Source organism: Amycolatopsis cynarae (assembly GCF_026802195.1).
Taxonomy (GTDB): domain Bacteria; phylum Actinomycetota; class Actinomycetes; order Mycobacteriales; family Pseudonocardiaceae; genus Amycolatopsis_E; species Amycolatopsis_E rhizosphaerae.
Genome location: NZ_CP113836.1, coordinates 655,935 through 680,820, shown reverse-complemented (window position 1 = coordinate 680,820; position 24,886 = coordinate 655,935). Strand labels below are relative to the sequence as shown.

Annotated in this window: 24 protein-coding genes; 12 read left to right on the top strand and 12 right to left on the bottom strand. The window is 69.3% G+C overall.

Going from position 1 to position 24,886, the window contains the following annotated elements:
- Positions 1–5 precede the first annotated feature (5 nt).
- Positions 6–902, bottom strand: a complete 897-nt coding sequence (locus ORV05_RS03235) for a LysR family transcriptional regulator (RefSeq protein WP_268756961.1) — start codon at positions 900–902, stop codon at positions 6–8.
- A gap of 95 nt (positions 903–997) precedes the next feature.
- Here ORV05_RS03235 and ORV05_RS03230 point away from each other — a divergent pair, with 95 nt between their 5' ends.
- Entirely contained in the window at positions 998–1,426 is a 429-nt protein-coding gene (locus ORV05_RS03230; RefSeq protein ID WP_268756960.1) for a nuclear transport factor 2 family protein, read from the top strand.
- Positions 1,427–1,460: 34 nt separating this feature from the next.
- On the opposite strand, the gene ORV05_RS03225 is transcribed toward ORV05_RS03230, so the two are convergent.
- Positions 1,461–2,543, bottom strand: coding sequence for a tartrate dehydrogenase (locus ORV05_RS03225; RefSeq protein ID WP_407652677.1), 1,083 nt, complete (start codon positions 2,541–2,543; stop codon positions 1,461–1,463).
- On the bottom strand, positions 2,540–4,030 hold the full coding sequence (locus ORV05_RS03220; protein WP_268756959.1) for an NAD-dependent succinate-semialdehyde dehydrogenase: 1,491 nt from the start codon (positions 4,028–4,030) through the stop codon (positions 2,540–2,542). The genes ORV05_RS03225 and ORV05_RS03220 overlap by 4 nt, the downstream gene beginning before the upstream one ends.
- 42 nt (positions 4,031–4,072) lie before the next feature.
- On the opposite strand from ORV05_RS03220, the gene ORV05_RS03215 reads away from it, so the two are divergent.
- From ORV05_RS03215 to ORV05_RS03200, 4 genes are all read left to right on the top strand, one after another.
- Positions 4,073–5,338 (top strand): aspartate aminotransferase family protein, encoded by a 1,266-nt coding sequence (locus ORV05_RS03215; protein WP_268756958.1) that lies wholly within the window; start codon positions 4,073–4,075, stop codon positions 5,336–5,338.
- A gap of 9 nt (positions 5,339–5,347) precedes the next feature.
- Positions 5,348–5,848, top strand: coding sequence for a DUF3830 family protein (locus ORV05_RS03210; protein ID WP_268756957.1), 501 nt, complete (start codon positions 5,348–5,350; stop codon positions 5,846–5,848).
- Between the two features lie 652 nt (positions 5,849–6,500).
- On the top strand, positions 6,501–7,874 hold the full coding sequence (locus ORV05_RS03205; protein WP_268759674.1) for an FAD-binding oxidoreductase: 1,374 nt from the start codon (positions 6,501–6,503) through the stop codon (positions 7,872–7,874).
- A gap of 47 nt (positions 7,875–7,921) precedes the next feature.
- On the top strand, positions 7,922–9,475 hold the full coding sequence (locus tag ORV05_RS03200; protein ID WP_268756956.1) for an acetolactate synthase large subunit: 1,554 nt from the start codon (positions 7,922–7,924) through the stop codon (positions 9,473–9,475).
- Positions 9,476–9,753: 278 nt separating this feature from the next.
- On the opposite strand, the gene ORV05_RS03195 is transcribed toward ORV05_RS03200, so the two are convergent.
- Positions 9,754–11,919 (bottom strand): 3-hydroxyacyl-CoA dehydrogenase NAD-binding domain-containing protein, encoded by a 2,166-nt coding sequence (locus ORV05_RS03195; protein ID WP_268756955.1) that lies wholly within the window; start codon positions 11,917–11,919, stop codon positions 9,754–9,756.
- A gap of 10 nt (positions 11,920–11,929) precedes the next feature.
- Positions 11,930–13,141 carry an acetyl-CoA C-acetyltransferase gene (locus ORV05_RS03190; RefSeq protein WP_268756954.1) on the bottom strand — a complete coding sequence of 404 codons (1,212 nt, stop codon included), beginning with the start codon at positions 13,139–13,141 and terminating at the stop codon, positions 11,930–11,932.
- 129 nt (positions 13,142–13,270) lie between these two features.
- Here ORV05_RS03190 and ORV05_RS03185 point away from each other — a divergent pair, with 129 nt between their 5' ends.
- The 5 genes from ORV05_RS03185 to ORV05_RS03165 all read left to right on the top strand — a co-directional run bounded on the left by ORV05_RS03185 (position 13,271) and on the right by ORV05_RS03165 (position 18,941).
- Complete coding sequence (locus ORV05_RS03185) at positions 13,271–14,458, top strand: TetR/AcrR family transcriptional regulator (RefSeq protein ID WP_268756953.1); 1,188 nt, start codon at positions 13,271–13,273, stop codon at positions 14,456–14,458.
- Positions 14,459–14,480: 22 nt separating this feature from the next.
- Positions 14,481–15,689: a low temperature requirement protein A gene (locus tag ORV05_RS03180; protein WP_268756952.1), complete on the top strand. Its 1,209-nt coding sequence runs from the start codon at positions 14,481–14,483 to the stop codon at positions 15,687–15,689.
- A gap of 91 nt (positions 15,690–15,780) precedes the next feature.
- Positions 15,781–17,076: an acyl-CoA dehydrogenase family protein gene (locus ORV05_RS03175; RefSeq protein ID WP_268759673.1), complete on the top strand. Its 1,296-nt coding sequence runs from the start codon at positions 15,781–15,783 to the stop codon at positions 17,074–17,076.
- Positions 17,077–17,090: 14 nt separating this feature from the next.
- Positions 17,091–18,299: an acyl-CoA dehydrogenase family protein gene (locus tag ORV05_RS03170; protein ID WP_268756951.1), complete on the top strand. Its 1,209-nt coding sequence runs from the start codon at positions 17,091–17,093 to the stop codon at positions 18,297–18,299.
- Between the two features lie 105 nt (positions 18,300–18,404).
- Positions 18,405–18,941: a hypothetical protein gene (locus ORV05_RS03165; protein WP_268756950.1), complete on the top strand. Its 537-nt coding sequence runs from the start codon at positions 18,405–18,407 to the stop codon at positions 18,939–18,941.
- 217 nt (positions 18,942–19,158) lie between these two features.
- Here the strand turns inward: ORV05_RS03165 and ORV05_RS03160 are convergent, their stop codons facing one another.
- The 3 genes from ORV05_RS03160 to ORV05_RS03150 form a co-directional block, all read right to left on the bottom strand.
- Positions 19,159–19,431 (bottom strand): hypothetical protein, encoded by a 273-nt coding sequence (locus ORV05_RS03160; protein ID WP_268756949.1) that lies wholly within the window; start codon positions 19,429–19,431, stop codon positions 19,159–19,161.
- A gap of 300 nt (positions 19,432–19,731) precedes the next feature.
- Positions 19,732–20,082, bottom strand: a complete 351-nt coding sequence (locus ORV05_RS03155) for a hypothetical protein (protein ID WP_268756948.1) — start codon at positions 20,080–20,082, stop codon at positions 19,732–19,734.
- Positions 20,083–20,134: 52 nt separating this feature from the next.
- Positions 20,135–21,004, bottom strand: coding sequence for a sigma-70 family RNA polymerase sigma factor (locus ORV05_RS03150; RefSeq protein ID WP_268756947.1), 870 nt, complete (start codon positions 21,002–21,004; stop codon positions 20,135–20,137).
- 74 nt (positions 21,005–21,078) lie between these two features.
- On the opposite strand from ORV05_RS03150, the gene ORV05_RS03145 reads away from it, so the two are divergent.
- Together ORV05_RS03145 and ORV05_RS03140 are read left to right on the top strand one after the other, a co-directional pair.
- On the top strand, positions 21,079–21,384 hold the full coding sequence (locus tag ORV05_RS03145; RefSeq protein ID WP_268756946.1) for a hypothetical protein: 306 nt from the start codon (positions 21,079–21,081) through the stop codon (positions 21,382–21,384).
- Positions 21,385–21,488: 104 nt separating this feature from the next.
- A complete protein-coding gene (locus ORV05_RS03140) occupies positions 21,489–22,151 on the top strand; it encodes a YdcF family protein (RefSeq protein WP_268759672.1) in 663 nt (220 codons plus the stop codon).
- A gap of 44 nt (positions 22,152–22,195) precedes the next feature.
- Here the strand turns inward: ORV05_RS03140 and ORV05_RS03135 are convergent, their stop codons facing one another.
- The 4 genes from ORV05_RS03135 to map all read right to left on the bottom strand — a co-directional run bounded on the left by ORV05_RS03135 (position 22,196) and on the right by map (position 24,821).
- Positions 22,196–22,393: a hypothetical protein gene (locus ORV05_RS03135; RefSeq protein WP_268756945.1), complete on the bottom strand. Its 198-nt coding sequence runs from the start codon at positions 22,391–22,393 to the stop codon at positions 22,196–22,198.
- Positions 22,394–22,418: 25 nt separating this feature from the next.
- Positions 22,419–23,477 carry an alpha/beta fold hydrolase gene (locus ORV05_RS03130; RefSeq protein ID WP_268759671.1) on the bottom strand — a complete coding sequence of 353 codons (1,059 nt, stop codon included), beginning with the start codon at positions 23,475–23,477 and terminating at the stop codon, positions 22,419–22,421.
- 76 nt (positions 23,478–23,553) lie between these two features.
- Positions 23,554–24,057, bottom strand: a complete 504-nt coding sequence (locus tag ORV05_RS03125; RefSeq protein ID WP_268756944.1) for a GNAT family N-acetyltransferase — start codon at positions 24,055–24,057, stop codon at positions 23,554–23,556.
- Entirely contained in the window at positions 24,054–24,821 is a 768-nt protein-coding gene (gene map, locus ORV05_RS03120; RefSeq protein WP_268756943.1) for a type I methionyl aminopeptidase, read from the bottom strand. Before map ends, ORV05_RS03125 begins: the two co-directional genes overlap by 4 nt.
- Positions 24,822–24,886 lie beyond the last annotated feature (65 nt).

Genomic DNA, 24,886 nt, shown 5'->3' with positions numbered 1-24,886 from the left:
TCGGTTCAGGGCGACGAGCGGTGCAGAAGACAGGCGCGGACGAAATCTCCGACGACCTGGTTGTCGTCGTCGGCGGCCGCCCACGCGACCCCGACCTGGCTGGGGCTGACGTCGGTGACGGGCCGGTAGGTCACTCCGGGACGCTGGTAGAAGCGGGCGGTGGCCTCCGGGGTGAGGCTGACGCCATACCCGTTGGCGATGGCCGCCAGCCACTCGTCCGGATTGCGGGCCACGGCGCCGATGCGGACCTCGTGGCCCTCTCGTTCTTCGGTGGCCAGCCAGTAGTCGCGCCACCAGCCCGACTCCGGCGGGGTGGCGATGAACGGCTCGTCCCACAACCGCCGGAACGGGATCTCGGCGAGTTCGGCCAGTGGGTGCGAGCTGGGCAGACCGACCCAACGCGGCTCGGTGAGCAAAACCTCCACCCGCAGCCGGTCCTGTCCGGGAAACGGCAGTCTCAGCAGCGCGACGTCCACCAGCCCGTCGGCCAGCCCCGCGGTGGGATCGGCCCAGTCGGTCTGGCGCATCTCCACCCGCCAGCCAGGACGACCGCGGGCAAACGTTCCCACGATCGCCTGCGTGTTCTCGTTGGCGGCGCTGGCCACGAACCCGACCCGCAGCACATGCGCGCTCCGGCTGGACGCACTGCGGGCCTCGCGAAGCGCCACATCCCACGCCTCCAGCACTGCCGGTGCCCGCTCCGCCAGGCTGCGTCCGGCCTCGGTGAGCGTCATGCCGGACCGGGAGCGGGTGAACAGCGCGACTCCCAGCTGGCTCTCCAGCTGCTTGATCTGCTTGGTCAGTGCCGGCTGGGAGACGAACAACCGCCCTGCCGCCCTGGTCAGGTGGCCTTCCTCGGCGACGACGGTGAAACAGCGCAGCAACCGGGTGTCGACGTCCATGCCGCCAGGTTATGGATGCAGGTATTGGACGCTTACCGCGGAGGTCACCCAGTATTGGTTTGGCAAGCAGGAACGACGACCCGAGGACGAGACCCATGAGCGACAAGACCGCGAAGATCGACAGCATCACCCGGTTCTTCGCCGCCTACGCGACCTACGACCTCCCGGCCATGCGGGCCGTGCTGACCGACGACGTCGAGTGGACCATCCCGGGCCACCACCCGCTGTCCGGCACGAAGAGAGGCGTGGAGGAGGTCGCGGCCTTCTTCACCGAGCTGGGCAAGGCCGGCTTCCAGGCCGATCCGCTGTTCCTGGAGGCCAACGACGAGTACGTGGTCGACATCCACCGCGGCTGGACCACCGAAGGCGTCGGCAAGGTCGACACCCTGTGGGCGCTGGTGTGGCACTTCAACGCGGAGGGCAAGATCGACCGGGTGGTCAACCTTTCCGCCGACCAGCACCAGATGGACAGCTACGTCTGGAACAACTACACCCTCGCCCCGCTCCCCGACCGCCTGGCCTGAGCCGGTCGCCCGCGGCGGCGGAACCGGCCCGGAGTCAGCCGACGGCCTCGGCGATGGCCGTGCCCGACTCGGTGGTGGTGGCGTGGCCGCCGAAGTCGGGGGTGGCGGCCTCCCCGGCGGCGAGGGCCGTCTCCACCGCACCGGACACGGCCCGCGCCGCGGCGTGCTCCCCGAGGTGCTCCAGCATCATCGCCCCGGCCAGGATCTGCGCGACCGGGTTGGCGATGCCCTTCCCCGCGATGTCCGGTGCGCTGCCGTGCACCGCCTCGAACATCGACGGGTACTCGCCCGGCGGGTTGATGTTGCCCGACGGCGCCATGCCCAGGCCGCCGGTGATCGCCGCGGCGAGGTCGCTGAGGATGTCGCCGAACAGGTTCGAGCCCACCACGACGTCGATCCGGTCGGGGTGCTGCACCATGCGCGCCGCGAGCGCGTCGATATGGCACTGTTCGGCGCCGACCTCCGGGTAGTCCGCGGCGACCTCGGCGAAGATCTCGTCCCAGAACGGCATCGTGTGGATGATGCCGTTGGACTTCGTCGCCGACACCAGCCTGCCCGAGCGGGTTCCGGCCAGTTCGAAGGCGTAGCGGATGATCCGCTCCACCCCGACCCTGGTGAACACCGATTCCTGCAGCGCGAACTCCCCCGGATGCCCGGAACCGTGCCTGCCACCCAGCTCGGAGTACTCCCCTTCGGAGTTTTCCCGGACGATGACCATGTCCAGTTCTTCGGCGGTCCGGTCCTTGAGCACCGAAGACGTCCCGGGCAGCAGCCGCACCGGGCGAAGGTTCACGTACTGCGCGAAGGCCCGGCGGACCGGGATCAGCAGGCCCCACAGGGAAACATGGTCGGGTACGCCGGGAAAGCCCACCGCGCCGAGGAAGATCGCGTCGAACACCGAAAGCCGCTCGATGCCGTCCTCGGGCATCATCGTGCCGGTCCGGGAGTAGCGCTCACAGCTCCAGTCGAACTCCGTCCACTCCAGACCGAATCCGTACCGCGCCGCGGCCCGGTCGAGCACCTTGCGAGCCTCGGCGACGACGTCGACACCGATGCCGTCACCGGGGATGCTCGCGATGCGGTAGTCCCGCTGGGGCACGTCCACCGCGGCGGTCACAGTGCCACCGCGATGTACTTGATCTCGAGAAACTCGTCGATGCCCACGCTGCCGCCCTCGCGGCCCAGCCCCGACTGCTTGACCCCGCCGAAGGGCGCGGCCGGGTTCGACACGATGCCCTGGTTCAGCCCGACCATCCCGGACTCCAGGCGTTCCGACACGCGCAGCGCGCGCTTGAGATCATTGGTGAACACGTAGCTCACCAGCCCGAATTCGGTGTCGTTGGCGGCCTCGACGGCCTCGTCCTCGGTGTCGAACACGGTGATCGGCGCGACCGGGCCGAAGATCTCCTCGGTGGCCATGCGGGCGTCGCGAGGGACGTCGGTGAGCACGGTGGCGCGGTAGAAATGCCCCGGGCCGTCCACTGTGGACCCTCCGGTCAGGACCTTCGCGCCGCGGTTGGCCGCGTCCTGAACCAGTGCCGACACCTTCGCCACGGCATCGGCGTCGATCAGCGGGCCCACCACGACACCGGGTTCCGTCCCCCGGCCCATCGGCAGCGCGGCCATCCGCTCGGTGAGCCGCCGCGCGAACTCGCCGGCCACCCCGCGCTGCACGTAGAACCGGTTCGCGGCGGTGCAGGCCTCGCCGATGTTGCGCATCTTGGCCAGCATCGCCCCTTCCACCGCGACGTCGAGGTCGGCGTCGTCGAACACCAGGAACGGCGCGTTCCCGCCGAGTTCCATCGAGGTGCGCAGCACCTTGTCCGCGCACTGTTCCAGCAGTTTGCGCCCGACGGCGGTGGACCCGGTGAAGGACAGCTTGCGGGCCCGGCCGTCGCGGATGAGCGGCTCCATCACGCCGCCCGGGTCGGTGGTGGTCACGACGTTGAGCACACCGGCGGGCAGTCCGGCCTCGGCGAGGATCGCCGCCAGCGCGAGCATGGACAGCGGGGTCTGCTCGGCGGGCTTGATCACCATGGTGCAGCCCGCCGCGATCGCCGGGCCGATCTTGCGGCCGCCCATGGCCATCGGGAAGTTCCACGGTGTGATCAGCAGGGTCACCCCGACCGGCTGCCTGGTGACCAGGAACCGGCCCTGGCCGTTGGGCGCGACCTGGTAGCCGCCGTCGATGCGGACCGCCTCTTCGGAAAACCAGCGGAAGAACTCGGCGGCATAGGCGATTTCGCCCCGCGCCTCGGGCAGCGGCTTGCCCATCTCCAGGGTCATCAGCAGCGCGAGTTCTTCGGTGCGCGCGTTGAGCAGTTCGTAGGCGCGGCGCAGGATTTCGCTGCGCTCGCGGGGCGCGGTGGCCGCCCACTCGGCCTGTGCCGCGGCGGCCGCGTCGAGCGCGGCCATCCCGTCGGCGGGGCTCGCGTCGGCGACTTCACACAGCACCCGCCCGGTGGCGGGGTCGGTGACCGGGAAGGTGCGCCCGCCGGTCGCGGCGACCCACTTGCCCCCGATGAACAACTCCTTGTCCACGCCTTCGACCACGCTGGTCTCGGTCACGCTTCCTCCCGCTGTTTGCGCCGTTTCCCGGGCCATGCTATGCATATTGTCAACAATCTACAACGAGGAGCCGCTTCGATGGCCCAGCTCTCCCCTCTACTCAAGCAAGCCACCCCCGTCGTCGTCGACCACGGAGAAGGTGCCTGTCTCTACGACGTCGAGGGCCGCCGTCATCTCGACTTCACCGCGGGTATCGGCGTGACCAGCACGGGCCACTGCCACCCGAAGGTGGTCGCGGCGGCACGGGAGCAGATCGGCAAGCTGGTCCACGGCCAGTACACGACGGTGATGCACCGGCCGCTCCTCGAACTCGTGGAACGACTCGGGGAGGTACTGCCCGCCGGGCTGGATTCGCTGTTCTTCGCCAACTCCGGCAGCGAGGCGGTCGAAGCCGCCCTCCGGCTGTCCCGCCAGGCCACCCGGCGCCCCAACGTGATCGTCTTCCAGGGCGGTTTCCACGGCCGCACGGTCGCCGCCGCGACCATGACCACCTCGGGCACCCGGTTCAGCGCGGGCATCTCGCCGCTGATGGGCGGCGTCCACGTGGCCCCGTTCCCGTACGCCTACCACTACGGCTGGGACGAGCAGACCGCGACACGCTTCGCACTGCGGGAACTCGACTACCTCTTCGCGACGGTCAGCGCGCCCGGCGAGACCGCCGCCTTCTTCGTCGAGCCCGTCCTCGGCGAGGGCGGCTACGTCCCCGCGAACACCGAGTTCCTGACCGGGCTGCGGGAACGGGCCGACCGGCACGGGATCCTGCTCGTGGTGGACGAGATCCAGACCGGCTTCGGCCGCACCGGGAAGTACTGGGGGCACCAGCACTTCGGCACCCACCCCGACGTCGTGCTGATCGCGAAGGGCCTGGCCAGCGGCTTCCCGCTGTCCGGCATCGCCGCCTCGGCCGAACTGATGGCGAAGGCCTTCCCCGGCTCGCAGGGCGGGACCTACGGCGGCAACGCGGTTTCCTGCGCGGCGGCCCTGGCCACGCTCGACGTGATCGAGGAGGAGGGCCTCGTCGCCAACGCGGCCGCACGAGGCGCGCAACTGCTCGAAGGCGCCCGCCTGATCGGCGACAAGACCCCGGAGATCGGCGACGTCCGCGGGCTGGGCCTGATGGTCGGCTCCGAGTTCACCACCGCGGACGGCGAGCCTGCCACCGCACTGGCGCAGGCCGCGCAGCAGGAGGCGGCCCGGCGCGGCCTGCTGATGCTGACCTGCGGCGCGTACTCCAACGTCGTCCGGATGATCCCGCCGCTGGTGGTCACCGCCGAACAGGTGGACGAGGCGCTGGGCCTGTGGAGCGAGACCGTCGCCGCCGTGACGAGTAACCCGACGGCCTGAAGGAAGGCCATGGCCCGCTACCTCACCATCAGCCTCGACAAGCGCGGGGTGTCCTGCCGGGCGGTCCTGCTGGACCGGGACGCGCCCCGCACCTGCCAGGCGGTCTGGGACGCGCTGCCGCAGAGCGGCTCGGCGTATCACGCGAAGTACGCCCGCAACGAGGTGTACACGCTCGTGCCCCCGTTCGCCGACCCGGCGCCCGGCCGGGAGAACCCGACCGTCACCCCCATCCCCGGTGACGTGGTCTACTTCGGATTCGAAGCGTGGGAAATCGGAAATCCGGCGTACGGATACGAGGAAACGAGTGCCGCGCACGACACCGGCGGCGCGACCGATCTCGCCATTTTCTACGGCCGGAACAATCTGCTCATCAACGGCGACGCGGGCTGGGTTCCCGGAAATGTTTTCGCCACGATCGTGGAGGGCCTGCCGGAAATGGCGGCCGCCGCCCAGGACCTCTGGCTCCGCGGGGTCGAGGGCGAGACCCTCTCCTTCGCCCGCGCCGAGTGAGACCGTTCCCCGGAAGGGCACCAGACAGCCCCTTCCGTCACCCAATCGCGTGATCTCTGCGGAGTAACCAATCGTGGCGCGATCTTCACTCTTTCGGGAGGCTGTGCGGCCCGGATGCCGCATCAAGATCACCATCGTCGCACTTCGCGGTCGCCGAGGGGCACTACTCCGTGTCCACACCGGATCGAGGGATACCCCTCGGAAAAACCCGAAAGGGTCACGTGTTTAGACTGAAGGGATTTCAGCTTTGGCTTGGCCGTGTGCCAATACTTCCTTGGGCGCGTTGACAACCAGGGTCGGCGGATGAAAATCTTCGCCTCGCTTTCGAAAGCAAGGCATGATATTCCCATCCGTTAAGGAGCCCCTCACATGCAGGCGTTTGCCACGCACTTCCACTACTGCCACGACATTCTGACGAACGTCCTGGCGTCGCTCGCCCACTTCGTGGGCTGGCTGGTCTGATCGGTGCGCACAGCCTGAAGCGGTAGGGCGGGGCCGGTACGTTGGCGCGGACCGGCCCCGCTCGCCGTGCGGGGACCTTCCCCGATACGTGAAACATCTTCATAATCCGCCAGGTAAGGTGCCGTACTACGCTGCCGACGAGGGCAAGCGCAGGCACCAGAGAGGCGGGTGGCACGTCATGGCCGAGGTCATGCCGGAGGTCACGGCACGGTTCGCCGAGATCGTCGGCACCGCGAACCTGCTCAGCGGCACCGAGGTGAACGAGGACTACGGTCACGACGAATGCCTCACCTGTCCGCCGCGCAAACCGGCCTCGGTGGCCAAACCCGGCACCACGGCCGAAGTCGCCGCACTCCTGTCCACCGCGACCGAACTCGGCGTTCCGGTCACCGCGCGCGGCTCGGGCAGCGGCCTGTCCGGGGCGGCCCGCCCGCGCGAAGACGGCTTGCTGATCTCCTTCGAGCGGATGAACGCCGTCCTCGAAATCGACACCGCGAACCAGGTCGCCGTGGTGCAGCCCGGGGTCACCCTGGCCGAACTGGACGAGCGCACCGCCGAGACCGGCCTCGCCTACACCGTCTATCCCGGAGAGCTCAGCGCCAGCGTCGGCGGCAACGTCGGCACCAACGCGGGCGGGATGCGCGCGGTGAAGTACGGCGTCACCCGCAACAACGTCCTCGGCCTCGAAGCGGTGCTCCCCAGCGGCGAAATCATCCGCACCGGCGGGAAGAACGCCAAGATCTCCAGCGGCTACGACCTCACCCAGCTGATCATCGGCTCGGAGGGCACCCTCGCGCTGGTGACCGAGGTGACCGTCAAACTCCACCCGAGGCTGGCCCACGCCGCCACCCTGCTCGCCCCGTTCACCGACCTCGACGAGGTGATGCGGGCGGTGCCGCGCATCCTCGCCGCCGGGCTCACGCCGAACATCCTCGAGTACATCGACAACCTGACCATGGCCGCGATCACCTACACCGAGCAGCTCTCCCTCGGCGTGCCCGACGAGATCCGCGACCGCACGCAGGCCTATCTGGTGGTGGGACTGGAAAACCGGGACGGTGAACGTCTCGACGGGGACGTCGAGCGGGCCGGTGAGCTCCTCGGCGAACTCGGCGCGACCGACGTCTACGTGCTCGACGGCGGCTCGGCCCGCAAGCTCATCGAAGCGCGGGAGAAGGCGTTCTGGACCGCGAAGGCCGCGGGCGCCGACGACGTCATCGACGTGGTGGTGCCACGGTCCGAGATGCCCGGTTTCCTCGCCAGGGCCAGGGAACTGGCCACCGCCGCCGGAGCCGGCGTGGTCGGCTGCGGGCACGCCGGGGACGGCAACGTGCATCTGGGCGTCTTCTGCCCCGATCCGGACAAGCGGCACCGTCTGCTGCACGAAATCTTCGCCGCCGGCATGGCGGCCGGAGGCGCGATCTCCGGCGAACACGGCATCGGACAGGCCAAAAAGGACCATTTCCTCGCACTGGAGGACCCGGCGAAGCTCGCCCTCCTGCGCCGCCTCAAGCAGGCCTTCGATCCGGCCGGCATCCTCAACCCGGGCGTCCTGTTCGACTGAGGAGACCGGTCAGGCCGGCCACCACCAGATCAATCTCTAGGAGCGAAATGAACGGCGCGCAGTCGCTGATCCGCACCCTGGCCGAAGCCGGGGTCGAAGTGTGCTTCGGCAATCCCGGCACCTCCGAGATGCATTTCGTCGCCGCGCTCGACTCGGTGCCCGAGATGCGGGGCGTGCTGGGCCTGTTCGAAGGCGTGGTGACGGGCGCGGCCGACGGGTACGCGCGGATCGCCGGAAAACCGGCGGCCACCCTCCTGCACCTGGGCCCCGGCCTCGGCAACGGCCTGGCGAACCTGCACAACGCGCGCCGCGCGCACACGCCGATCGTCAACGTGGTGGGCGACCACGCGACCTACCACAAGCAGTACGACGCCCCGCTGGAATCCGATATCGAGGCCGTGGCCGGTTCCCTGACCGGCTGGGTGCGCCGCTGCGACAGCACCGCGGACCTCGGCGCGGACGCGGCGGCGGCGGTCGCGGCGGCGCAGGACGCCCCGGGCCGGGTGGCGACGCTGATCCTGCCCGCGGACCTGTCGTGGAACGACGGAGGCGTGCCGGTCGCGCCGATCCCGCCACGCGCCCCCCGCCCGGTCGCGGCGACGACGGTGAAGGCCGTCGCCGAGATCCTGCGCACCGGCGAACCGGTGGCGGTGCTGGCCGGAGGCCCCGCCTGCCGCGAGGCCGGACTGCTCGCGCTCAGCCGGATCGTGACCGCCACCGGCGCCAAGACGCTGATCGAGACCTTCCCCGCCCGGTTGGAACGCGGCGCTGGTCTGCCCGCCTTCGAGCGGCTCGGGTACCTGGCCGAGCAGGCCACCTACCAGTTGAACGGGATCAGGCACCTGGTACTGGCCGGGGCCAAGGCACCGGTGTCCTTCTTCGCCTATCCGGGCAAGGCGAGCGAACTGGTGCCCGAGGGTGCGCAGGTGCACGTGCTCGCCGAACTCGGAGAGGACGTCACGGGCGCGCTCGAAGCGCTCGCCGCGGAGGTCGCGGCGGACACCGAGCCGGTGCTCCAGCAGCCGCAGCGGCCCGCACTGCCCACCGGCCCGCTGACCGCGCAGAACTGGGTGGAGGTGATCGGCGCCCTGCTGCCGGAGAACGCGATCATCTCCGACGAGGCCAACACCTCCGGTCTGCTGCTGCCCGCGGCGACCGTGGGGGCGCCCCGGCACGACGTGCTGACACTGACCGGGGGCGCGATCGGGCAGGGCCTGCCGGTCGCCACCGGTGCCGCCGTCGCCGCCCCGGACCGGCCGGTGATCGCACTGCAGGCCGACGGCAGCGCGCTGTACACGATCTCGGCACTGTGGACCCAGGCGCGGGAGAACCTCGACGTCACCACGGTCCTGCTGAACAACCGGGCCTACGCGATCCTGCGGATGGAACTGCAGCGGGTCGGCGCGGAAGGTTCGGGGCCGAAGGCGAACGCCCTGCTCGACCTGTCCCGGCCGGACCTCGACTTCGTGAAGATCGCCGAAGGCATGGGCGTTCCGGCGAGCCGCGCGACCACGGCCGAAGAACTGGCAGAGCAGTTCTCGCGGGCCCTGGCCGAGCCCGGCCCGCACCTGATCGACGCGATCGTGCCGCCGCTGCTGTAACGCTGTGAGGGCCCCCTCACAGCGCATACGACTGTGAGGGGACCCCTCACGGCAGTCCTTCGACCGGGGAACGGCACTTCCGGGACCAGGGGCGTGCCCTCAAGGTGGCCTTGAGGGCGTTGATGGCCCTGAAGGCGACCTTCAGGGCATCCCGCCCCGGCCCCAGCCTGGGACTCAAGCACCGGCGAGCGGACCGGACTTTGCCGGAGACCCTCACGGCAAATAGGGCCGTGAGGGGATCCCTCACGGCCCTATCGCGGCCCTATCGGCGCCGGGGGTTATTCGTAGATTTCGCCGGCTTCGGCCTTCGCGACCAGCGAAGCGGGCGGGGTGAAGTGGTCACCGTAGCGCTCCGCCAGCTCGCGGGCACGGGCCACGAACCCGGCCAGGCCACCCTCGTACTGGTTGATGTACTGGATGACACCGCCGGTCCACGCCGGGAAACCGATGCCGAAGATCGACCCGATGTTGGCGTCCTGCACCGAGGTGAGCACGCCCTCGTCGAAGCACTTCACGGTTTCCAGCGCCTCGGCGAACAGCATCCGCTCCTGCAGGTCCTTGAACGGAACCGAAGCGCTGCCCGAGTTGAACGCCTCCCGCAGGCCCGGCCAGATCCGGGACCGCTTGCCGTCGACGTACTCGTAGAAGCCCGCACCCGAGGAACGGCCCTTGCGGTCGAACTCGTCGATCATCCGGTCGATGACCGCCTCGGAGGCGTGCGTCTTCCACTCGCCACCGGCGGCCTCGACCGCCGCCCGGGTCTCCTGCCGGATCTTGCGCGGCAGGGTCAGGGTCAGCTCGTCCATCAGCTGCAGCGGCGGGGCCGGGTACCCGGCCTGCGCACCGGCCTGCTCGATCGAGGCGGGCTCGACACCCTCACCGACGGCGGCGATGGCCTCGTTGATGAAGGTCCCGATGACGCGCGAGGTGAAGAAGCCGCGGCTGTCGTTGACGACGATCGGCGTCTTGCGGATCTGCAGGGTGTAGTCGAAGACCTTCGCCAGCGTGGCGTCGGAGGTCTTCTCCCCGCGGATGATCTCCACCAGCGGCATCTTGTCCACCGGCGAGAAGAAGTGGATGCCGATGAAGTCTTCCTGCCGCTTGACGCCCTCGGCCAGGCCGGTGATCGGCAGGGTCGAGGTGTTGGAGCCCAGCACCGCGTCCGGGTTGACGATGTGCTCGATCTCGCTGAACACCTTGTGCTTGAGTTCCTGGCTCTCGAACACCGCTTCGATCACGAAGTCGACGCCCTTGAAGTCCTCGGGGTCGGCGGTCGGCTTGATCCGCGCGAGCAGCGCGTCCGACTTCTCCTTCGTGGTCTTGCCGCGGGAGAGGGCCTTCTCCTCGATCTTGACCGCGTAGCCCTTGCCCCTTTCGGCGTTCTCCTGCGAGACGTCCTTGAGCACCACGTCGATGCCGGCCTTGGCGCTGACGTACGCGATCGCCGCGCCCATCATGCCCGCACCGAGCACACCGACCTTGGTGGCCTTGAACTTCTCGTAGCCGGTGGGACGCGAGCCGCCCGAGTTGATGTGCTGCAGGTCGAAGAAGAACGCCTTCGTCATGTTCTTCGCGACCTGGCCGGTGACCAGGCTGACGAAGTACCGCGTCTCGATCAGCGTCGCGGTGTCGATGTCGACCTGCGCGCCCTCGACCGCGGCGGCCAGGATGGCCCGCGGCGCGGGCATCGGGGCACCCTTGAGCTGCTTGCGCAGGTTCGCCGGGAACGCGGGCAGGTTCGCCGCGAACGCCGGGCTGGACGGGGTGCCACCGGGGATCTTGTAGCCCTTGACGTCCCACGGCTGCGCGGCCTCGGGGTTGGCCTTGATCCACTCCTTGGCCTTCGGCAGCAGCTCGTCCACACTGGACACCACCTCGTGCACGAGGCCCAGCTCCAGCGCCTTGGCGGGCTTGTGCCGCTGGCCCTGCACGAGCACGTTCAGCACCGCGCTCTGGATGCCGAGCAGGCGCACGGTCCTGGCGACGCCGCCACCACCGGGCAGCAGGCCCAGGGTCACCTCGGGCAGGCCGATCACGGTGCCCGGGACGTCGGCGACGATGCGGTGGTGCGTGGCCAGCGCGATCTCCAGGCCGCCGCCCAGCGCGGCGCCGTTGATCGCCGACACCACCGGCTTGCCCAGCTTCTCCAGACGGCGAAGCTGCGACTTCATCTCGTTGGTGCTCTTGGTGATCTCCTCGGCGTGCTCCGGCGTCGCCTGGATCAGGTCGTTGAGGTCACCGCCCGCGAAGAAGGTCTTCTTGGCGGAGGTGAGCACGACACCGGTGATCGAGTCCTTTTCGGACTCCAGCCGGTCCACGATCTGCCCGAAGGACTCGCGGAAGTCGGCGTTCATGGTGTTGGCCGACTGCTTCGGGTCGTCCAGCGTGAGCACGACGATGCCGTCGGCGTCGGACTCCCAGCGGATGGTCTTGGTCTCGGTCATTGGTCTTTCCTCACACCCGCTCGATGATCGTGCCGATACCCATGCCGCCACCGATGCACAGCGACAGCAGCGCGCGCCGGGCCTGCCGGCGCTCCAGCTCGTCCACCATGGTGCCGAGGATCATCGCGCCGGTGGCACCGAGCGGGTGGCCCATGGCGATCGCGCCACCGTTGACGTTGACCTTCTCGTCCGGCAGCTTGAGGTCCTTCATCCACTTCAGCACCACCGAGGCGAAGGCCTCGTTGAGCTCGAACAGGTCGATGTCGTCGGTGGTCAGCCCGGCGATGTCGAGCACCTTCTGGGTGGCCGGCGTCGGGCCGGTCAGCATGATCGTCGGGTCGGCACCGGTGATCGCGGCCGCGACGATGCGGGCCCGCGGGGTCAGTCCGAGGTCCTTGCCGACCTGCTCGTTGCCGATCAGCACCAGCGCGGCACCGTCCACGATGCCGGACGAGTTGCCGCCGGTGTGCACGTGGTTGATCTTCTCGACCGAGTGGTACTTCTGCAGCGCGACGGCGTCGAAACCGCCGAACTCGCCGATGCCCTCGAAGGCGGGCTTCAGCTTCGCCAGGTCCTCCACGGTGGTGCCGGGGCGGCGGTGCTCGTCGTGGTCGAGGATCGTGACGCCGTTGATGTCCTTCACCGGCACCACGGACTTGGCGAAGTAGCCGCCGGACCAGGCCGCCTCGGCCCGTTCCTGCGAGCGCACCGCGAAGCGGTCCACGTCCTCGCGGGAGAAGCCCTCGATGGTGGCGATCAGGTCGGCACCGATGCCCTGCGGCACGAAGTAGGAGTCGTAGTTGGTGGCCGGGTCGGTGAACATCGCCCCGCCGTCGGCCCCCATCGGCACGCGCGACATCGACTCGACACCACCGGCGATGATCAGGTTCTCCCAGCCGGAGCGAACCCGCGCCGCCGCCTGGTTGACCGCCTCAAGCCCGGACGAGCAGAAGCGGTTGAGCTGCACCCCGGCGACCGTGTCGGGCAGGCCCGCCGCGATGGCCGCGCCGCGCGCGATGTCCGCGCCCTGGTCCCCGACCGGGGACACCACGCCCAGGATGATGTCGTGGACCAGCGCCGGGTCCAGGCCCGGGTGACGCGCCTTGAGCTCGTTGATCAGACCGACCACCAGGTCGATCGGCTTGGTCCCGTGCAGGGACCCGCCCTTGTTCTTGCCACGAGGCGTGCGGATCGCCTCGTAGATGTATGCCTCGTTGCTCACACCGACGGCCCTTCCTCAGTTGCGCTCAGATGACTCTGGGTGAAGCTAATCCTCACTAACATAATCCCGGTATCTGCCCTGGTGTCAACCGGTTGCATGTCGATTCACCAGCGCTAGAGTAGGCTCACTATGCAGCCCTCCCGAAGTCGCCGACCCGGCGAGCGCCGCCACCAGCTGGCCGCCGTGGCGGCCGAGCTGTTCCGCGCCCGCGGCTACCACGGGGTGGGCATCAACGACATCGCGGCCGCCGCCGGCATCACCGGGCCCGCCCTGTACCGGCATTTCGCCGACAAGCAGGCCGTGCTTTCCTACGTGCTGCTGTCCTCGGTGCGCGACATGGAAGCCGAGACCACCGCCGCGCTGTCCACGCTCGGGAGCCCGAGCGGTGAGCAGGTCGACGAGCTGCTCAGCCGGATCGCCTCGGCCTCGGTGGAGCGCCGCGACGTCGCCGCGCTGTGGCGCTGGGAAGGCAGGCACCTGTCGCCCGAGGACCAGCGCGAGATCGGGAAGCGATCGGGCACCATCCTGGCCGCGTGGGCGAAGGTGCTGCTGGAAGTGCGGCCCGGGCTGACCGCCGCCGACGCCGAACTGCTGTGCTGGGCCGCGCTGAGCGTGTTCGGCAGCGTCTCCGTGCACCGGACGGCGGTGGCGAAACGCCGGTTCGTCCCGCTCCTGGTCGAGCTGGCCAAGCGCGTGCTGCACGCGGACCTGCCCCAGGAGACCGGGACGGGGCCCGCTCCCGCCGAGACCGGGATCGGCTCCCCGAGCCGCCGCGAGCAGCTGCTGTCCGCCGCCGCCGAACTGTTCCGCAGCCGCGGCTTCCACGCGGTGAGCATGGAGGACATCGGTGCCGCGGCCGGGATCGCCGGTCCCAGCGTCTACCGGCACTTCCCCAGCAAGGCGAGTCTGATCTACGCGATCGGCCGCCGCGCCGCCGACCGGCTGGCGCTGGACGTCGAGCGGGTGCTGCGCACCAGCAGCGACGAGGCGGAGGCGCTCGGGCGGCTGGTGGAGTCGTACGTGCACGTCCTCACCGGCTCCGTGGAGCTGGTGGTGTCGTTCTCGATCGACGGGGTCAACCTCGCCGAGGCCGATCGCGCGGAGCTGGTGCGGATCCAGCGGGACTACGTGGCGCAGTGGGTGAACCTGCTGATGGCCGCCCATCCCGGACTCAACGCGCGCGAAGCCAGGATCACCGTGCACGCGGCGCTCACCATCGCCAACGACCTCGCCCGCACGCGGCGCGTGAACGCGCGGCCGAACCTGCCGCGCGAACTCGTCATCCTGCTCAAGGCGGTTCTCGACCTCCACCGATGATCTTTCGGGGCAAGATGCACACATGCCCGCCGAGCGACTCCTGCATCTGGTGACCGAAGACGAGCAGCACCGGGTCACCACCCTGGAACTGTTCTTCGACCTCGTCTTCGTCTACGCGATCACCCAGACGACCCAGCTCATGTCCGACAATCCCACCCTGCTCGGTCTGGGCCAGGGCCTGGCCATGCTGGCCGTGCTGTGGTGGTGCTGGTGCAGCTACACCTGGCTGGGCAACACCGTGCACGCCGACCGCGGTGTCGCACGGTTCGCGATGCTGGCCGCGATGGCCGCGATGTTCGTGGTGTCACTGGCCATTCCCGAAGCGTTCACCGACGCGCCGGGCGGGCTGTTCACGCCACTGCTGTTCCTCGGCTGCTATCTGCTGGTACGCGTGCTTCACCTGCTCGCCTACTACGAGGCCGCCCGTGCCGACCCGGCCCTGCGGCGCGTACTCGTCCAGGTGGCCCCGTCGATGCTGGCCGGCACGGCGGTGCTCGCGGTGGGCGCGTTCACTTCGGGAGCCGTGCAGCTGGGGCTGTGGGTACTCGGCCTCGCGGTCGATTACACCGGCGTCTACCTCAGCGGCTCCAAGGGCTGGCGGATCAGCGCGCCCGGCCACTTCGCGGAGCGCTTCGGGCTGATCGTGATGATCGCGCTGGGCGAGTCGATCGTCTCGATCGGAATCGGCATCTCCCACCTCCCGATGACCTGGCCCATCGTGGTCACCGCCCTCTGCGGGCTCGGCGTCGCAGTGAGCCTGTGGTGGCTGTACTTCGATGTGGTGGCGCATTCGTCGGAGCACCGTCTCGCCGCGGCACAGGGCGCGGAGCGGGCCAAGCTGGCCACCGACACCTACACCTATCTCCACCTGCCGCTGATCGCGGGCGTCATGCTGGTCGCGCTGGGCCTCAAGAAGGTGCTGTTTCACGTGGCCGACACCGCGCACCACCTGTTGCGGGATCCGCTGCACGGAATGCCGTTGTGGGCGTTGACCGGCGGAACCGCGCTGTATCTCGGGACGCTGTCCGCCATCCGCAGGCGGAACCTGGGTCGCTGGAACGTCCAACGGCTGGTCTCCGCGGCGCTCCTGCTGGCGGCGACCCCGCTGCTGGGCCTGATGCCCGCCGCGGCGGCACTGGCCGTGATACTGGCCGCCTGCCTGGGTGTGGTGACCTTCGAACGTCTCCGGTTCGGCCCCCTGCGCGCGAAGCTCCTCGGCACCACCTCCTGACCCGTGCTAACCTACTCGCGAGTAGGTAACGGTTTGAGGGGAGTGCGACGTGGCAGCGCTCAACGGAACACCGCGGCGGAAACGCGACGTCATGGGCGTCGGCCTGGCCGCGCTCACCCGTCTCGCGGGCAGTAGGACGCTGGACCGCGCGGGGCTGCGCCAGCCCGTGCAGAACCTGCTGTCGTCGGCGACCAGGACCGGCTTCCGCGCCGCGGGCGCGGCGAGCCGGACCTTCGCCTCGGCGCGGCGGCTCGGGAAGCCCGCCCGCCTCGCCCCACCCGGCGACTCGGGCCTGTTCGACGTCACCCCGGGCGAAGACCAGCAGCTGATCGTGGAGACGGTGAGCGAGTTCGCGGCCGAGCAACTGCGTCCCGCCGCCGCGGAGGCCGACGCGAAGCTGGCTCCGCCCGACGGGCTGCTCACCCGGGTCGCCGAACTCGGCGTCGGCCTCATCGGCATCCCCGAGGAACTGGGCGGCGCAGGCTCGGAACGGTCCGTGGTCACCAACGCGCTCATCGCCGAAGCGCTCGCGCACGGCGATCTCGGACTCGCCGTCGCCGTCCTCGCGCCCTCCGCGGTCAGCACCGCGCTCGTGCTGTGGGGCGACGCGCAGCAGCAGGCCGACTACCTGCCGGCCTTCGTGGGCGACGACGTGCCCGCCGCGGCCTTCGCCCTGCAGGAGGCCAGGCCGCTGTTCGACCCGTTCAAGCCCGCGACCAAGGCCCGCCGCACCCCGTCGGGCTACCAGCTCGACGGCGTGAAGTCCCTGGTCCCGCGCGCGGCGCAGGCGGAACTGTTCGTCGTGTCGGCGGACCTGGAAGGACGCGGCCCGGCGCTGTTCCTCATCGAATCCGCCACGACGGGAGTGACCGTCGAGGCCGAACCCGCGATGGGACTGCGCGGCGCGGCCACCGGCAAGCTGCACCTGGAGAAGGTGAAGCTGCCCGCGGGCGCGCTGCTCGGCGGCGGCTCGCCGGAGGTGTTCACCGAAGCCGTGCGGCTGTCGCGGCTGGGTTGGGCGGCGCTGGCCGCGGGCACCGCGAAGGCCGTACTGGACTACGTGGTGCCCTACGTCAACGACCGCACCGCGTTCGGCGAACCGATCAGCCACCGGCAGGCCGTCGCGTTCTCGGTGGCGGACATCGCGATCGAGCTGGAGGGCCTGCGCCTGGTGATGCTGCGCGCGGCCTCGCGTGCCGAGCAGGGCAAGCCGTACGCCCGCGAGGTCGCGCTCGCCCGGAAACTGGCCACCGACAAGGGAATGCGGATCGGCAGCGCCGGGGTGCAGTTGCTCGGCGGGCACGGCTTCACCAAGGAGCACCCCGTCGAACGCTGGTACCGCGACCTGCGCGCCATCGGCATCGCCGAAGGCGTCGTCCTCCTCTGAGCCGGAAGGTCATCATGATCAATCTTGAGCCCCCGAAGAAGGCCGGCGCCCTGATCAACCAGGCGTACCAGGCGGCCTCCCAGGTGCTGCGCCCGATCTCGCGCAAGTACGACCGCGCCGAGCACGCCTATCCGTCCGAATTGGACATGTTCGCCGCGGTGCTCGACGGCCTGAACTCCTCGGGTGAGGGCGGTGCCGGTGCGGCCGGTGTGCGGCGCAACGAGAAGGAACCGGCGAAGGGCAACCGCAACGGCGGCAACCTGAGCACCGTGCTCGGCACCATCGAGATGTGCTGGGGCGACGTCGCGCTGCTGCTGTCCATGCCGCGACAGGGCCTCGGGAACGCGGCCATCGCCTCCGTCGCCAACGACGAGCAGCTCGCCCGGTTCGGCAGGCTGTGGGCCGCCATGGCGATCACCGAACCGGATTGCGGATCCGACTCGGCCGCCATCACCACCACCGCCGTGGAGGACGGCGACTCCTACCTCCTCAACGGCGAGAAGATCTTCGTCACCTCCGGCCAGCGCGCCGACGCCGTGGTCGTCTGGGCCACCCTGGACAAGTCCAAGGGCCGCGCCGCGATCAAATCGTTCGTGGTGGAGAAGGGCACGCCGGGCTTCGAGGTGGTACGCCTGGAACACAAGCTCGGCATCCGCGCCTCCGACACCGCCGTGCTGCGCTTCGACAACTGCCGGGTGCCGAAGGAAAACCTGCTCGGCAGCCCCGACATCGACACCAAAAAGGGTTTCGCCGGGGTCATGCAGACCTTCGACAACACCCGGCCGCTCGTCGCCGCGATGGCCGTCGGCCTGGCGCGGGCCGCCTTGGAGGAGATCGGCCGCATCCTGGCCGAAGCCGGTGTCACCGTCGACTACGACCAGCCCGCCAACAACCAGCACGCGGCCGCCGCGGCCTACCTGGAACTGGAGGCGGACTACGAGGCCGCCTACCTGCTCACCCTGGAATCCGCCTGGATGGCCGACAACCGCAAGCCGAACTCGCTGCAGGCCTCCATGGCCAAGGCAAAGGCGGGCCGCTCCGTCGTCGACATCACCCTGAAATGCGTCGAACTCGCCGGTGCCTTCGGCTACAGCGAGGAATCCCTGCTGGAGAAGTGGGCCCGCGACTCGAAGATCCTGGACATCTTCGAAGGGACACAACAGATCCAGCAGTTGATCGTGGCCCGCCGGGTGCTCGGGAAGACGAGTGCCGAGCTGAAGTAGGTTGTGGTGTAAGGGAAACCGCCCGGCTCTCCTGCTGCGGAGAGCCGGGCGGTTCGACCCGTAATTCGGTTGCCGCGCAATACGTGAGGCGTTGACACTTGGGTCATGCCGAGACCGGCCGAAGACAAGCTCCCATTTGTGCTGTCGGGCGGATGGCCCGACGCCGTTCCTGGTTCCGTGGTGACCTTACGCGAGACAGGGATTGTGCTCGGCACGTTGCCGCTTGATGATGCGGAATGGCGGATGCTGCAGTCACAGCGGGTTTTCTCGCTCCGGGTCGACGAGCATCCAGCCACAGACGGCTGGATGACCACGCATTCGGACGGAACCGAGACGCGGCGAGTCTTCGGGATTCCGCTCGCTCCTGTCGTTGTCCCTTCAGAAGCGCTCGCGGACGGAAGAGACTTCTCCGATTGGGTGTGGCACGTACACGGTGCGCTCGGGCGCCTCCTCGTCTGGGACGAGTCCCGCAATTGGTGGATCGTACAAGAGACCGACCTTGAACTCATGCTCATCAGCGCCCCCAGGCAGATGTTCGGCGAGAAGTCCGACGTACTCAGTTGGTGGGACATCGGCACCGTCAAGGGACGCCGAGCGGTGGATGCGCTCGGGGCTCGCTACCACGTGGAGTGGGACGAGTAGCACTCCTGCCGGCTCTGTCATGTTTTCCGTGTAAGCGCCATCCACCGCGACCCAGGCCCGGCCCGCACCTTGATACTTGTGGACTCGCCCGACTTCGTCACTTCGATGATCCAGGTGCCCGGGGAGTGCCACGAGCCGACCTCGACAGACGTGGTACCGGGGCCGTCGGGGGCCGCTGTGGCACGAACGACCTCCGCGCCGCGATCCGCCAGCGCCGTCACCGGCCGAACTCGGTGGCGACCAGCTCTCTCGATTCCCGCGGACTCAGCCACTCCACATCGAGGGCTTCCCCGGCCCAGGTGAATCGGCCCGCGTCCCAGTCGTCCAAGGTGTCCACCAGGCCGTCGTCGATGATCAAGTCGGTGAGGGGAATCGCCAACCAGGGCAGCACCATCCAAACGTGAGCCGCGTAGCGCGGTGCCGACCAGCGCCGCCACCACAGGGCACCGCCCACCTGCGTCCAGCGAACCTCGGGCTCCACGAGGATCATGCCCTCACGCCCCGGTTCGTCACGGACCCGTCCGACCCGGCGCCGATACCGCTCAAGCCGAGGGTTCTCCATCGGCAGCGCACTGGGCGGCTTCCACGACACCACACACCCCCGTTCAGATGGATCAGGCGTGCCACGCACCTGACCCAGCCCGTCACCCCACCATTTTCGCTCATCTCCCATCGGTGCCAGATGCTCAGGGCAGGCCCCTTCGGTTCAGCCGCCGGCGGCGGTTGCGGGGTCAGGTGTCGAACGGCGGCTGCAGCAGCTCGACTTCAAGGTGGCCACCCACTTGCCGCCTCAGAGCCAGCGCTGTGCCGCTTCGACGCTGTCCCCACCGCTGGTGTTGAACGCGATGGCGGCCTGCGGGGCGTGACGGCGAACCAGGTTCACGATCTGCTCGAACAGCGGGAGCAACTGCTCCGCCTTGCGAATGCCGCCACCGACGACGACCACGTCCCACGGACGCTCGGCCAACGACGTGATGAGGGCGGACTCGGCCGACTCGTCAAACACGACCAGTGTCATGGCCGCGTCGATGCCGTGCTCGCCGAACCGGCCCAACTCCAGGTCGAGAGCCGCGCGAAGTGCCTCCCCGTCAACGCCCGGTATCGCCCGCGGATCGTAACCGACAACAAGTACCGAAGACATGCGGGCAACCTACTGGGACCAGCCTGAGCGTGATCAACGGGTGTGCCCAGGGTCAGGCGGCCAACCCGAGCGCGGCAAGGCGGGCCGGGTCGGCGAACACGTGGATCTCGGTGATCCGCCCACCGGAGACGGTGAACGCGAGCACCGACAGCACCTTTCCGTCCACAATCGACACCAAGCCGGGCGAGCCGTTGACGAGCACCGGACGGGCCACCGGCGCGGACCGGCCGAACAACTGCGCCTGGGAAGCCACGTTCGCCGCCCCACGCAGGGTCCGCAGGCCCTCGCTCGTATCGGCCCGCAGCACGACATCGGGATCGAGAAGCGCGAGGAGCGCCTCGAAGCCGCCGCCCCGGGAAGCCACCCTGAACGCGCTGACGACCTCGCGTTGCCGCGGCAGGTCTTCCTGTGGCGGCTTGGCCGAGGACTGGACGCGCCGCCGGGCGCGGCTCGCCATCATCTTCGTGGCGGCCAGGGAGCGGTCCAGGATCGACGCGATCGCGTCGAACGGGACGGCGAACAGGTCGTGCAGGACGAAGGTGAGTCGTTCGGCCGGGTTCAGCGTGTCGAGCACGACCATCAGGGCGAGACCGACGGCATCGTTGGCGAGCACCTGGTGTTCGGGGTCGAGCGAGGAATCACCGTCTTCGACGACGATCGGGTCCGGCAGCCGCGCCTCCAGCGACTCCTCCTGCCGCGACTTCCGGCTCCGCAGGAAGTCCAGGCACACCCGCGAGACGACCGTGGTCAACCAGGCATCCAGGTTCTCGACGCCGCCGACATCGGCACGGCTGAGCTTGATCCACGCCTCCTGCACCGCGTCGTCGGCCTCCGCGAACGAGCCGAGCATCCGGTAGGCGACCGCCCGCGACCGGGCGCGCTGCTCCTCGAAACGCTCGGCGAGAAATTCCTGCCCGGCCACTTGTTACCTTCCCCCACTCCGCTCCGTCAGTGCAGTGACGAAGCACTGAGGAAGAGCATAGAAGGAGAAGAACGATGAGCGTGCTGATGGTCCGATCCACCGTGCGGGCCGACAAGGTCGCCGAAGTGATCGCAGGTGCGCAGAAGATGTTTTCGGCGATCGAGGAGGCACGGGTGGAAGGCGTGCGCTACGCGTCCTGCCTGCTCCCCGACGGCGTGACGTTCGTGGCGCTCCTCGAAGTGGAGGAAGGGATCGAGAACCCCCTCCCGGCCCTGCCCGCCTTCCGTGAGTTCCAGGAAGACCTCAGGGGTTGGCTGGCCGGGCCGCCGTCTCCCGAGCCGATGCGGGTGATCGGTTCCTACCGGTTGTTCGGGCAGTAACCAGCGCCGGCTGGGCCGGATTCGGGGTTTCCGGCCCACCCCGCCCCGCTTCCGGAGTTACGGTGGCCGGAACCGGCATCCCCGACAGCAGCGGAGACATCCCGATGGCCGAACGCTCGACCGCACTCCCCGAGCATCTGCGCGCCGACGTGGAAACCCTGTGGCACTACCACAATCTGGGGCATCCGCCGCGGCGCGCGGACATCGGGATCGGTCTGGGCGGGCACGATCTGGGCGTGGCCACCCACACCGCGGAACTGTTCCGCGAAGGACGGTTTCCGCTGATCGTGTTCACCGGGGCCAACGCGCCCACCACCCTGGCCCGGTTTCCCCGTGGTGAAGCCGTTCACTACCGCGAGCACGCGCTCTCGCTCGGGGTGCCGGACGAGGCGATCCTCGTCGAATCCCGGGCACGCAACACCGGGGAGAACATCACGCTGACCAGGAGCCTGCTGGCGGCCCGCGGGATCGCGGTGAGCTCGGCGATCCTGGTGTGCCGGCCGTACCACCAGCGCCGCGCCTATGCGACCTGCCGCAAGCTCTGGCCGGACCTCGAAATCTCCTGCGCGTCCGCCGCCCTGCCGATCGACGACTACATCGACAGCATCGGCGACTGCGACCGGGTCATCTCGATGCTCGTCGGCGACACCCAGCGGATCACCGAATACGCGCGGCGCGGATTCGCCATTCCGCAGGAGTTGCCCGGCGAGGTGGCGGCCTCCTACGAGCGGCTGGTGGCGGCGGGTTTCACCCGCCGCCTGATCTGAAACGGCGTCACCGGTTTCGCCTGGCGTGCTCGCTTTCTTCGCGTTCACGCGGCTTTCAGGCGATCGTCGGAGGTGTCCCAGGCGATCGGCTGCTCCATCAGCAGGCCCCTGCTGCGCCGCTCCGTCCACGACGGCATCCGCACCTTGCGCACCCCGCCCCGGCTGCGATCCCGCAGATCGGTGACGAGAGCGGCGAGCAGAGCCAGCACGACGACGACGCCCAACGCGATCCACAGCCCCATGGAGCCTCCCCCAGGATCCGAGCATTTACCGCGAGTGTAGTCCGGTTTGCCCGTCGAGGAAGGTGTCGATGTGGTGCCAGGTGGTGCTGCGGGCGCGACGGCCGGTGAGCACACCGAGGTGACCGCCGGGGGCCGTCTCGAAGCCGACCGACGGGGCGTTCACCAGCAGGCTGGTCAGCCGTTCCACCGCGCGCCGCGGGGCGATGGTGTCGTTCTCCCCGGCGATGACCAGGGTCGGCACCCGCACGTCGGCCAGGGAAACGACCCGCCCGTCGACCGCGACCGCGCCTTCGGCGAGATCGTTGGCGCGGAAGAACCGGTGGTAGATCTGCCCGAAGGTCCGCCCGGGGTAGGCGATCATGTTGTCCATGAAATGGTCGACGGCCTCGATCTGCGCGAGGTAGTCGCGGTCGTCGAGATTGCGCAGGATGGCCAGCGGTTTGGTGATCTCCTTGTCGATCCCGGTCGCCCAGAACACCCGCCCGACGACGACCGACGGCGCCCCGCCGAGCAGCCGGTAGAACGGGGTGAGCAGATGCCCGCGCGTGGCCTCGATCAGCGGCCGGAACGGGGCGACCAGCGGGATCGCGGTGAAGTCGACGGGCGAGGCCACGGTGACCAGCGAAGCGATCGGCAGTCCCGGCCACCCCGCGGTGGTGAGCAGCGAGAACAGCCCGCCGAGGCACCAGGCGACGAGGTGCACCGGTTGCCCGCCCGCGTCCTCGCTGACCTTCTCGATCGTCCGCGGCAGCACTTCGTCGATCCAGTGCTCGATGCCGAGCCTGCGGTCGGAGAACGCGACGGTGCCGTAGTCGACCAGGTAGGTGCGCCGCCCGCCCGCGACGAGGTGCTCGGCGAGACTGCACCCGCGGCGCAGGTCGAAGCACAGCGCGGGTGCGGCGAGCGGCGGTACCAGCAGGATCGGCGGACCGTCGGGCTCGTCGTCGGAGAGCATCCGGTAGACCGACCGGTGGGGGCCCTGGTCGATCAGGAGCCGGGGGACGGGACGCAGATCCGCCAGCCCGCCGCGCAGTTTGCCCACGACGTTGGCCGCGGCCGCGGCCAGGCTGACCGGGGACGTCACGTTCACGGTTGCCGCCCCCTCGCCGAAGTACTCCGCGGGCGCGCTGATTCGCGCCCGCGGCTCCAGCTTAACCGGGTCAGAGGCGGTACTCGAACACCTGGACGGTGGTGTCCCGCACGGGTACTTCGACCGTGGGGGTGAAACCCTGGCTCCGGTAGTACTCGACGAGTTTCCCGTCGCCTCCGGACCAGCAGTCAACCCGCAGCAGGCCGATGCCCCGCCTGCCGGCCTCCTCCTTGGCGAAGGCCAGCAGCTCCGATCCGACCCCGTGCCCCTTCCGGCGCCGGGAGGTCAGCAGGAGCACGACGTACAGCTCCGGTTCGTCCACGGGCGGCGTGTACGGCAGCCGCTCACCCAGCACCAGGGCACCGACCGGAATGCCGTCGGCCTCGCCGATGTAGAGCCCGCCACCGCCGACGAACTCGCGCACCCGCTTCTCCCGTTCGGGATTGCCCGTCCACGGTTCGGTTCCCCACTGACCGTCGCTACCGCGGGCGACGAGCCATTCGACCGCTTCGTCGAACCAACTCAGGACGGTGGGGTAATCGCTTTCGCTGCCGGGCCGGATTTCTATGCTCATAGTTCGGTGAGGATACGGGGACCGTCGGCCGTCACCGCGATCGTGTGCTCGAAATGGGCCGCCCTCGTTCCGTCCACTGTGTACAGTGTCCAGCCGTCTTCGCCGTGCCGGTAGTCGTCGTTGCCGCCGCGGAGGAACATGGGTTCGATCGCGAGGACCATCCCGGGCCGCAGCCGGAGGCCCTCGCCCGGGCGTCCTTCGTTGGGCACGTGCGGCGCCTCGTGCATGGCCCGGCCCACGCCGTGCCCGCCGTGGTCGGCGAGCAGCCCGTATCCCGCGCCGCGGCCGATTGCGCCGATCGCGTGCCCGATGTCGCCGAGCCGGTTGCCGGGCCGGGCCTGCGCGATCCCGGCCCGGAGCGCCCGTTCGGTGGTGGCGATCAGGTCGAGATCGGCCGGATCGGCCTCGCCCACCACGAACGAGATCGCGGCGTCGCCGTGCCAGCCGTCGACGGACGCGCCGAAGTCGACGCTGAGCAGGTCGCCGTCGGCCAGCCGGTATCCGGCCGGGACGCCGTGGACCACCGCGTCGTTGACGCTCGTGCACAGCACGGCCGGGTACGGGCTGGGGGCGAAATGCGGGTGGTAGTGCAGGAACGAGGATTTCGCCCCGGCATCGGCGAGCAGGTCGGCGGCCAGCCGGTCGAGGTCGAGCAGGCTGATGCCGATCTTCGCCTCCTCACGGACGGCACGCAGTACCCTCGCCACGACGCGGCCCGCCTCGCGCAGCACGGCCAGTTCGTTCTCGGTCTTCAGTTCGATCAACGCAGTCACCCCACGGTATTTTTATACCGGTTTTCCTATCACGGTCGCCGTGAGGTGGCAACCAG

Excerpts from the sequence above, each read along its gene's own strand:
- ORV05_RS03145 (WP_268756946.1), top strand. The coding sequence starts at position 21,079 with ATGAGCGTGCTGATGGTCCGATCCACCGTGCGGGCCGACAAGGTCGCC.
- ORV05_RS03170 (WP_268756951.1), top strand. The coding sequence starts at position 17,091 with ATGATCAATCTTGAGCCCCCGAAGAAGGCCGGCGCCCTGATCAACCAG.
- ORV05_RS03210 (WP_268756957.1), top strand. The coding sequence starts at position 5,348 with ATGGCCCGCTACCTCACCATCAGCCTCGACAAGCGCGGGGTGTCCTGC.
- ORV05_RS03215 (WP_268756958.1), top strand. The coding sequence starts at position 4,073 with ATGGCCCAGCTCTCCCCTCTACTCAAGCAAGCCACCCCCGTCGTCGTC.
- ORV05_RS03125 (WP_268756944.1), bottom strand. The coding sequence starts at position 24,057 with ATGAGCATAGAAATCCGGCCCGGCAGCGAAAGCGATTACCCCACCGTC.
- ORV05_RS03185 (WP_268756953.1), top strand. The coding sequence starts at position 13,271 with ATGCAGCCCTCCCGAAGTCGCCGACCCGGCGAGCGCCGCCACCAGCTG.
- ORV05_RS03195 (WP_268756955.1), bottom strand. The coding sequence starts at position 11,919 with ATGACCGAGACCAAGACCATCCGCTGGGAGTCCGACGCCGACGGCATC.
- ORV05_RS03155 (WP_268756948.1), bottom strand. The coding sequence starts at position 20,082 with ATGTCTTCGGTACTTGTTGTCGGTTACGATCCGCGGGCGATACCGGGC.
- ORV05_RS03140 (WP_268759672.1), top strand. The coding sequence starts at position 21,489 with ATGGCCGAACGCTCGACCGCACTCCCCGAGCATCTGCGCGCCGACGTG.
- ORV05_RS03165 (WP_268756950.1), top strand. The coding sequence starts at position 18,405 with ATGCCGAGACCGGCCGAAGACAAGCTCCCATTTGTGCTGTCGGGCGGA.
- ORV05_RS03135 (WP_268756945.1), bottom strand. The coding sequence starts at position 22,393 with ATGGGGCTGTGGATCGCGTTGGGCGTCGTCGTCGTGCTGGCTCTGCTC.
- ORV05_RS03160 (WP_268756949.1), bottom strand. The coding sequence starts at position 19,431 with ATGATCCTCGTGGAGCCCGAGGTTCGCTGGACGCAGGTGGGCGGTGCC.
- ORV05_RS03205 (WP_268759674.1), top strand. The coding sequence starts at position 6,501 with ATGCCGGAGGTCACGGCACGGTTCGCCGAGATCGTCGGCACCGCGAAC.
- ORV05_RS03175 (WP_268759673.1), top strand. The coding sequence starts at position 15,781 with ATGGGCGTCGGCCTGGCCGCGCTCACCCGTCTCGCGGGCAGTAGGACG.
- ORV05_RS03235 (WP_268756961.1), bottom strand. The coding sequence starts at position 902 with ATGGACGTCGACACCCGGTTGCTGCGCTGTTTCACCGTCGTCGCCGAG.
- ORV05_RS03200 (WP_268756956.1), top strand. The coding sequence starts at position 7,922 with ATGAACGGCGCGCAGTCGCTGATCCGCACCCTGGCCGAAGCCGGGGTC.
- ORV05_RS03220 (WP_268756959.1), bottom strand. The coding sequence starts at position 4,030 with ATGGCCCGGGAAACGGCGCAAACAGCGGGAGGAAGCGTGACCGAGACC.
- ORV05_RS03230 (WP_268756960.1), top strand. The coding sequence starts at position 998 with ATGAGCGACAAGACCGCGAAGATCGACAGCATCACCCGGTTCTTCGCC.
- ORV05_RS03180 (WP_268756952.1), top strand. The coding sequence starts at position 14,481 with ATGCCCGCCGAGCGACTCCTGCATCTGGTGACCGAAGACGAGCAGCAC.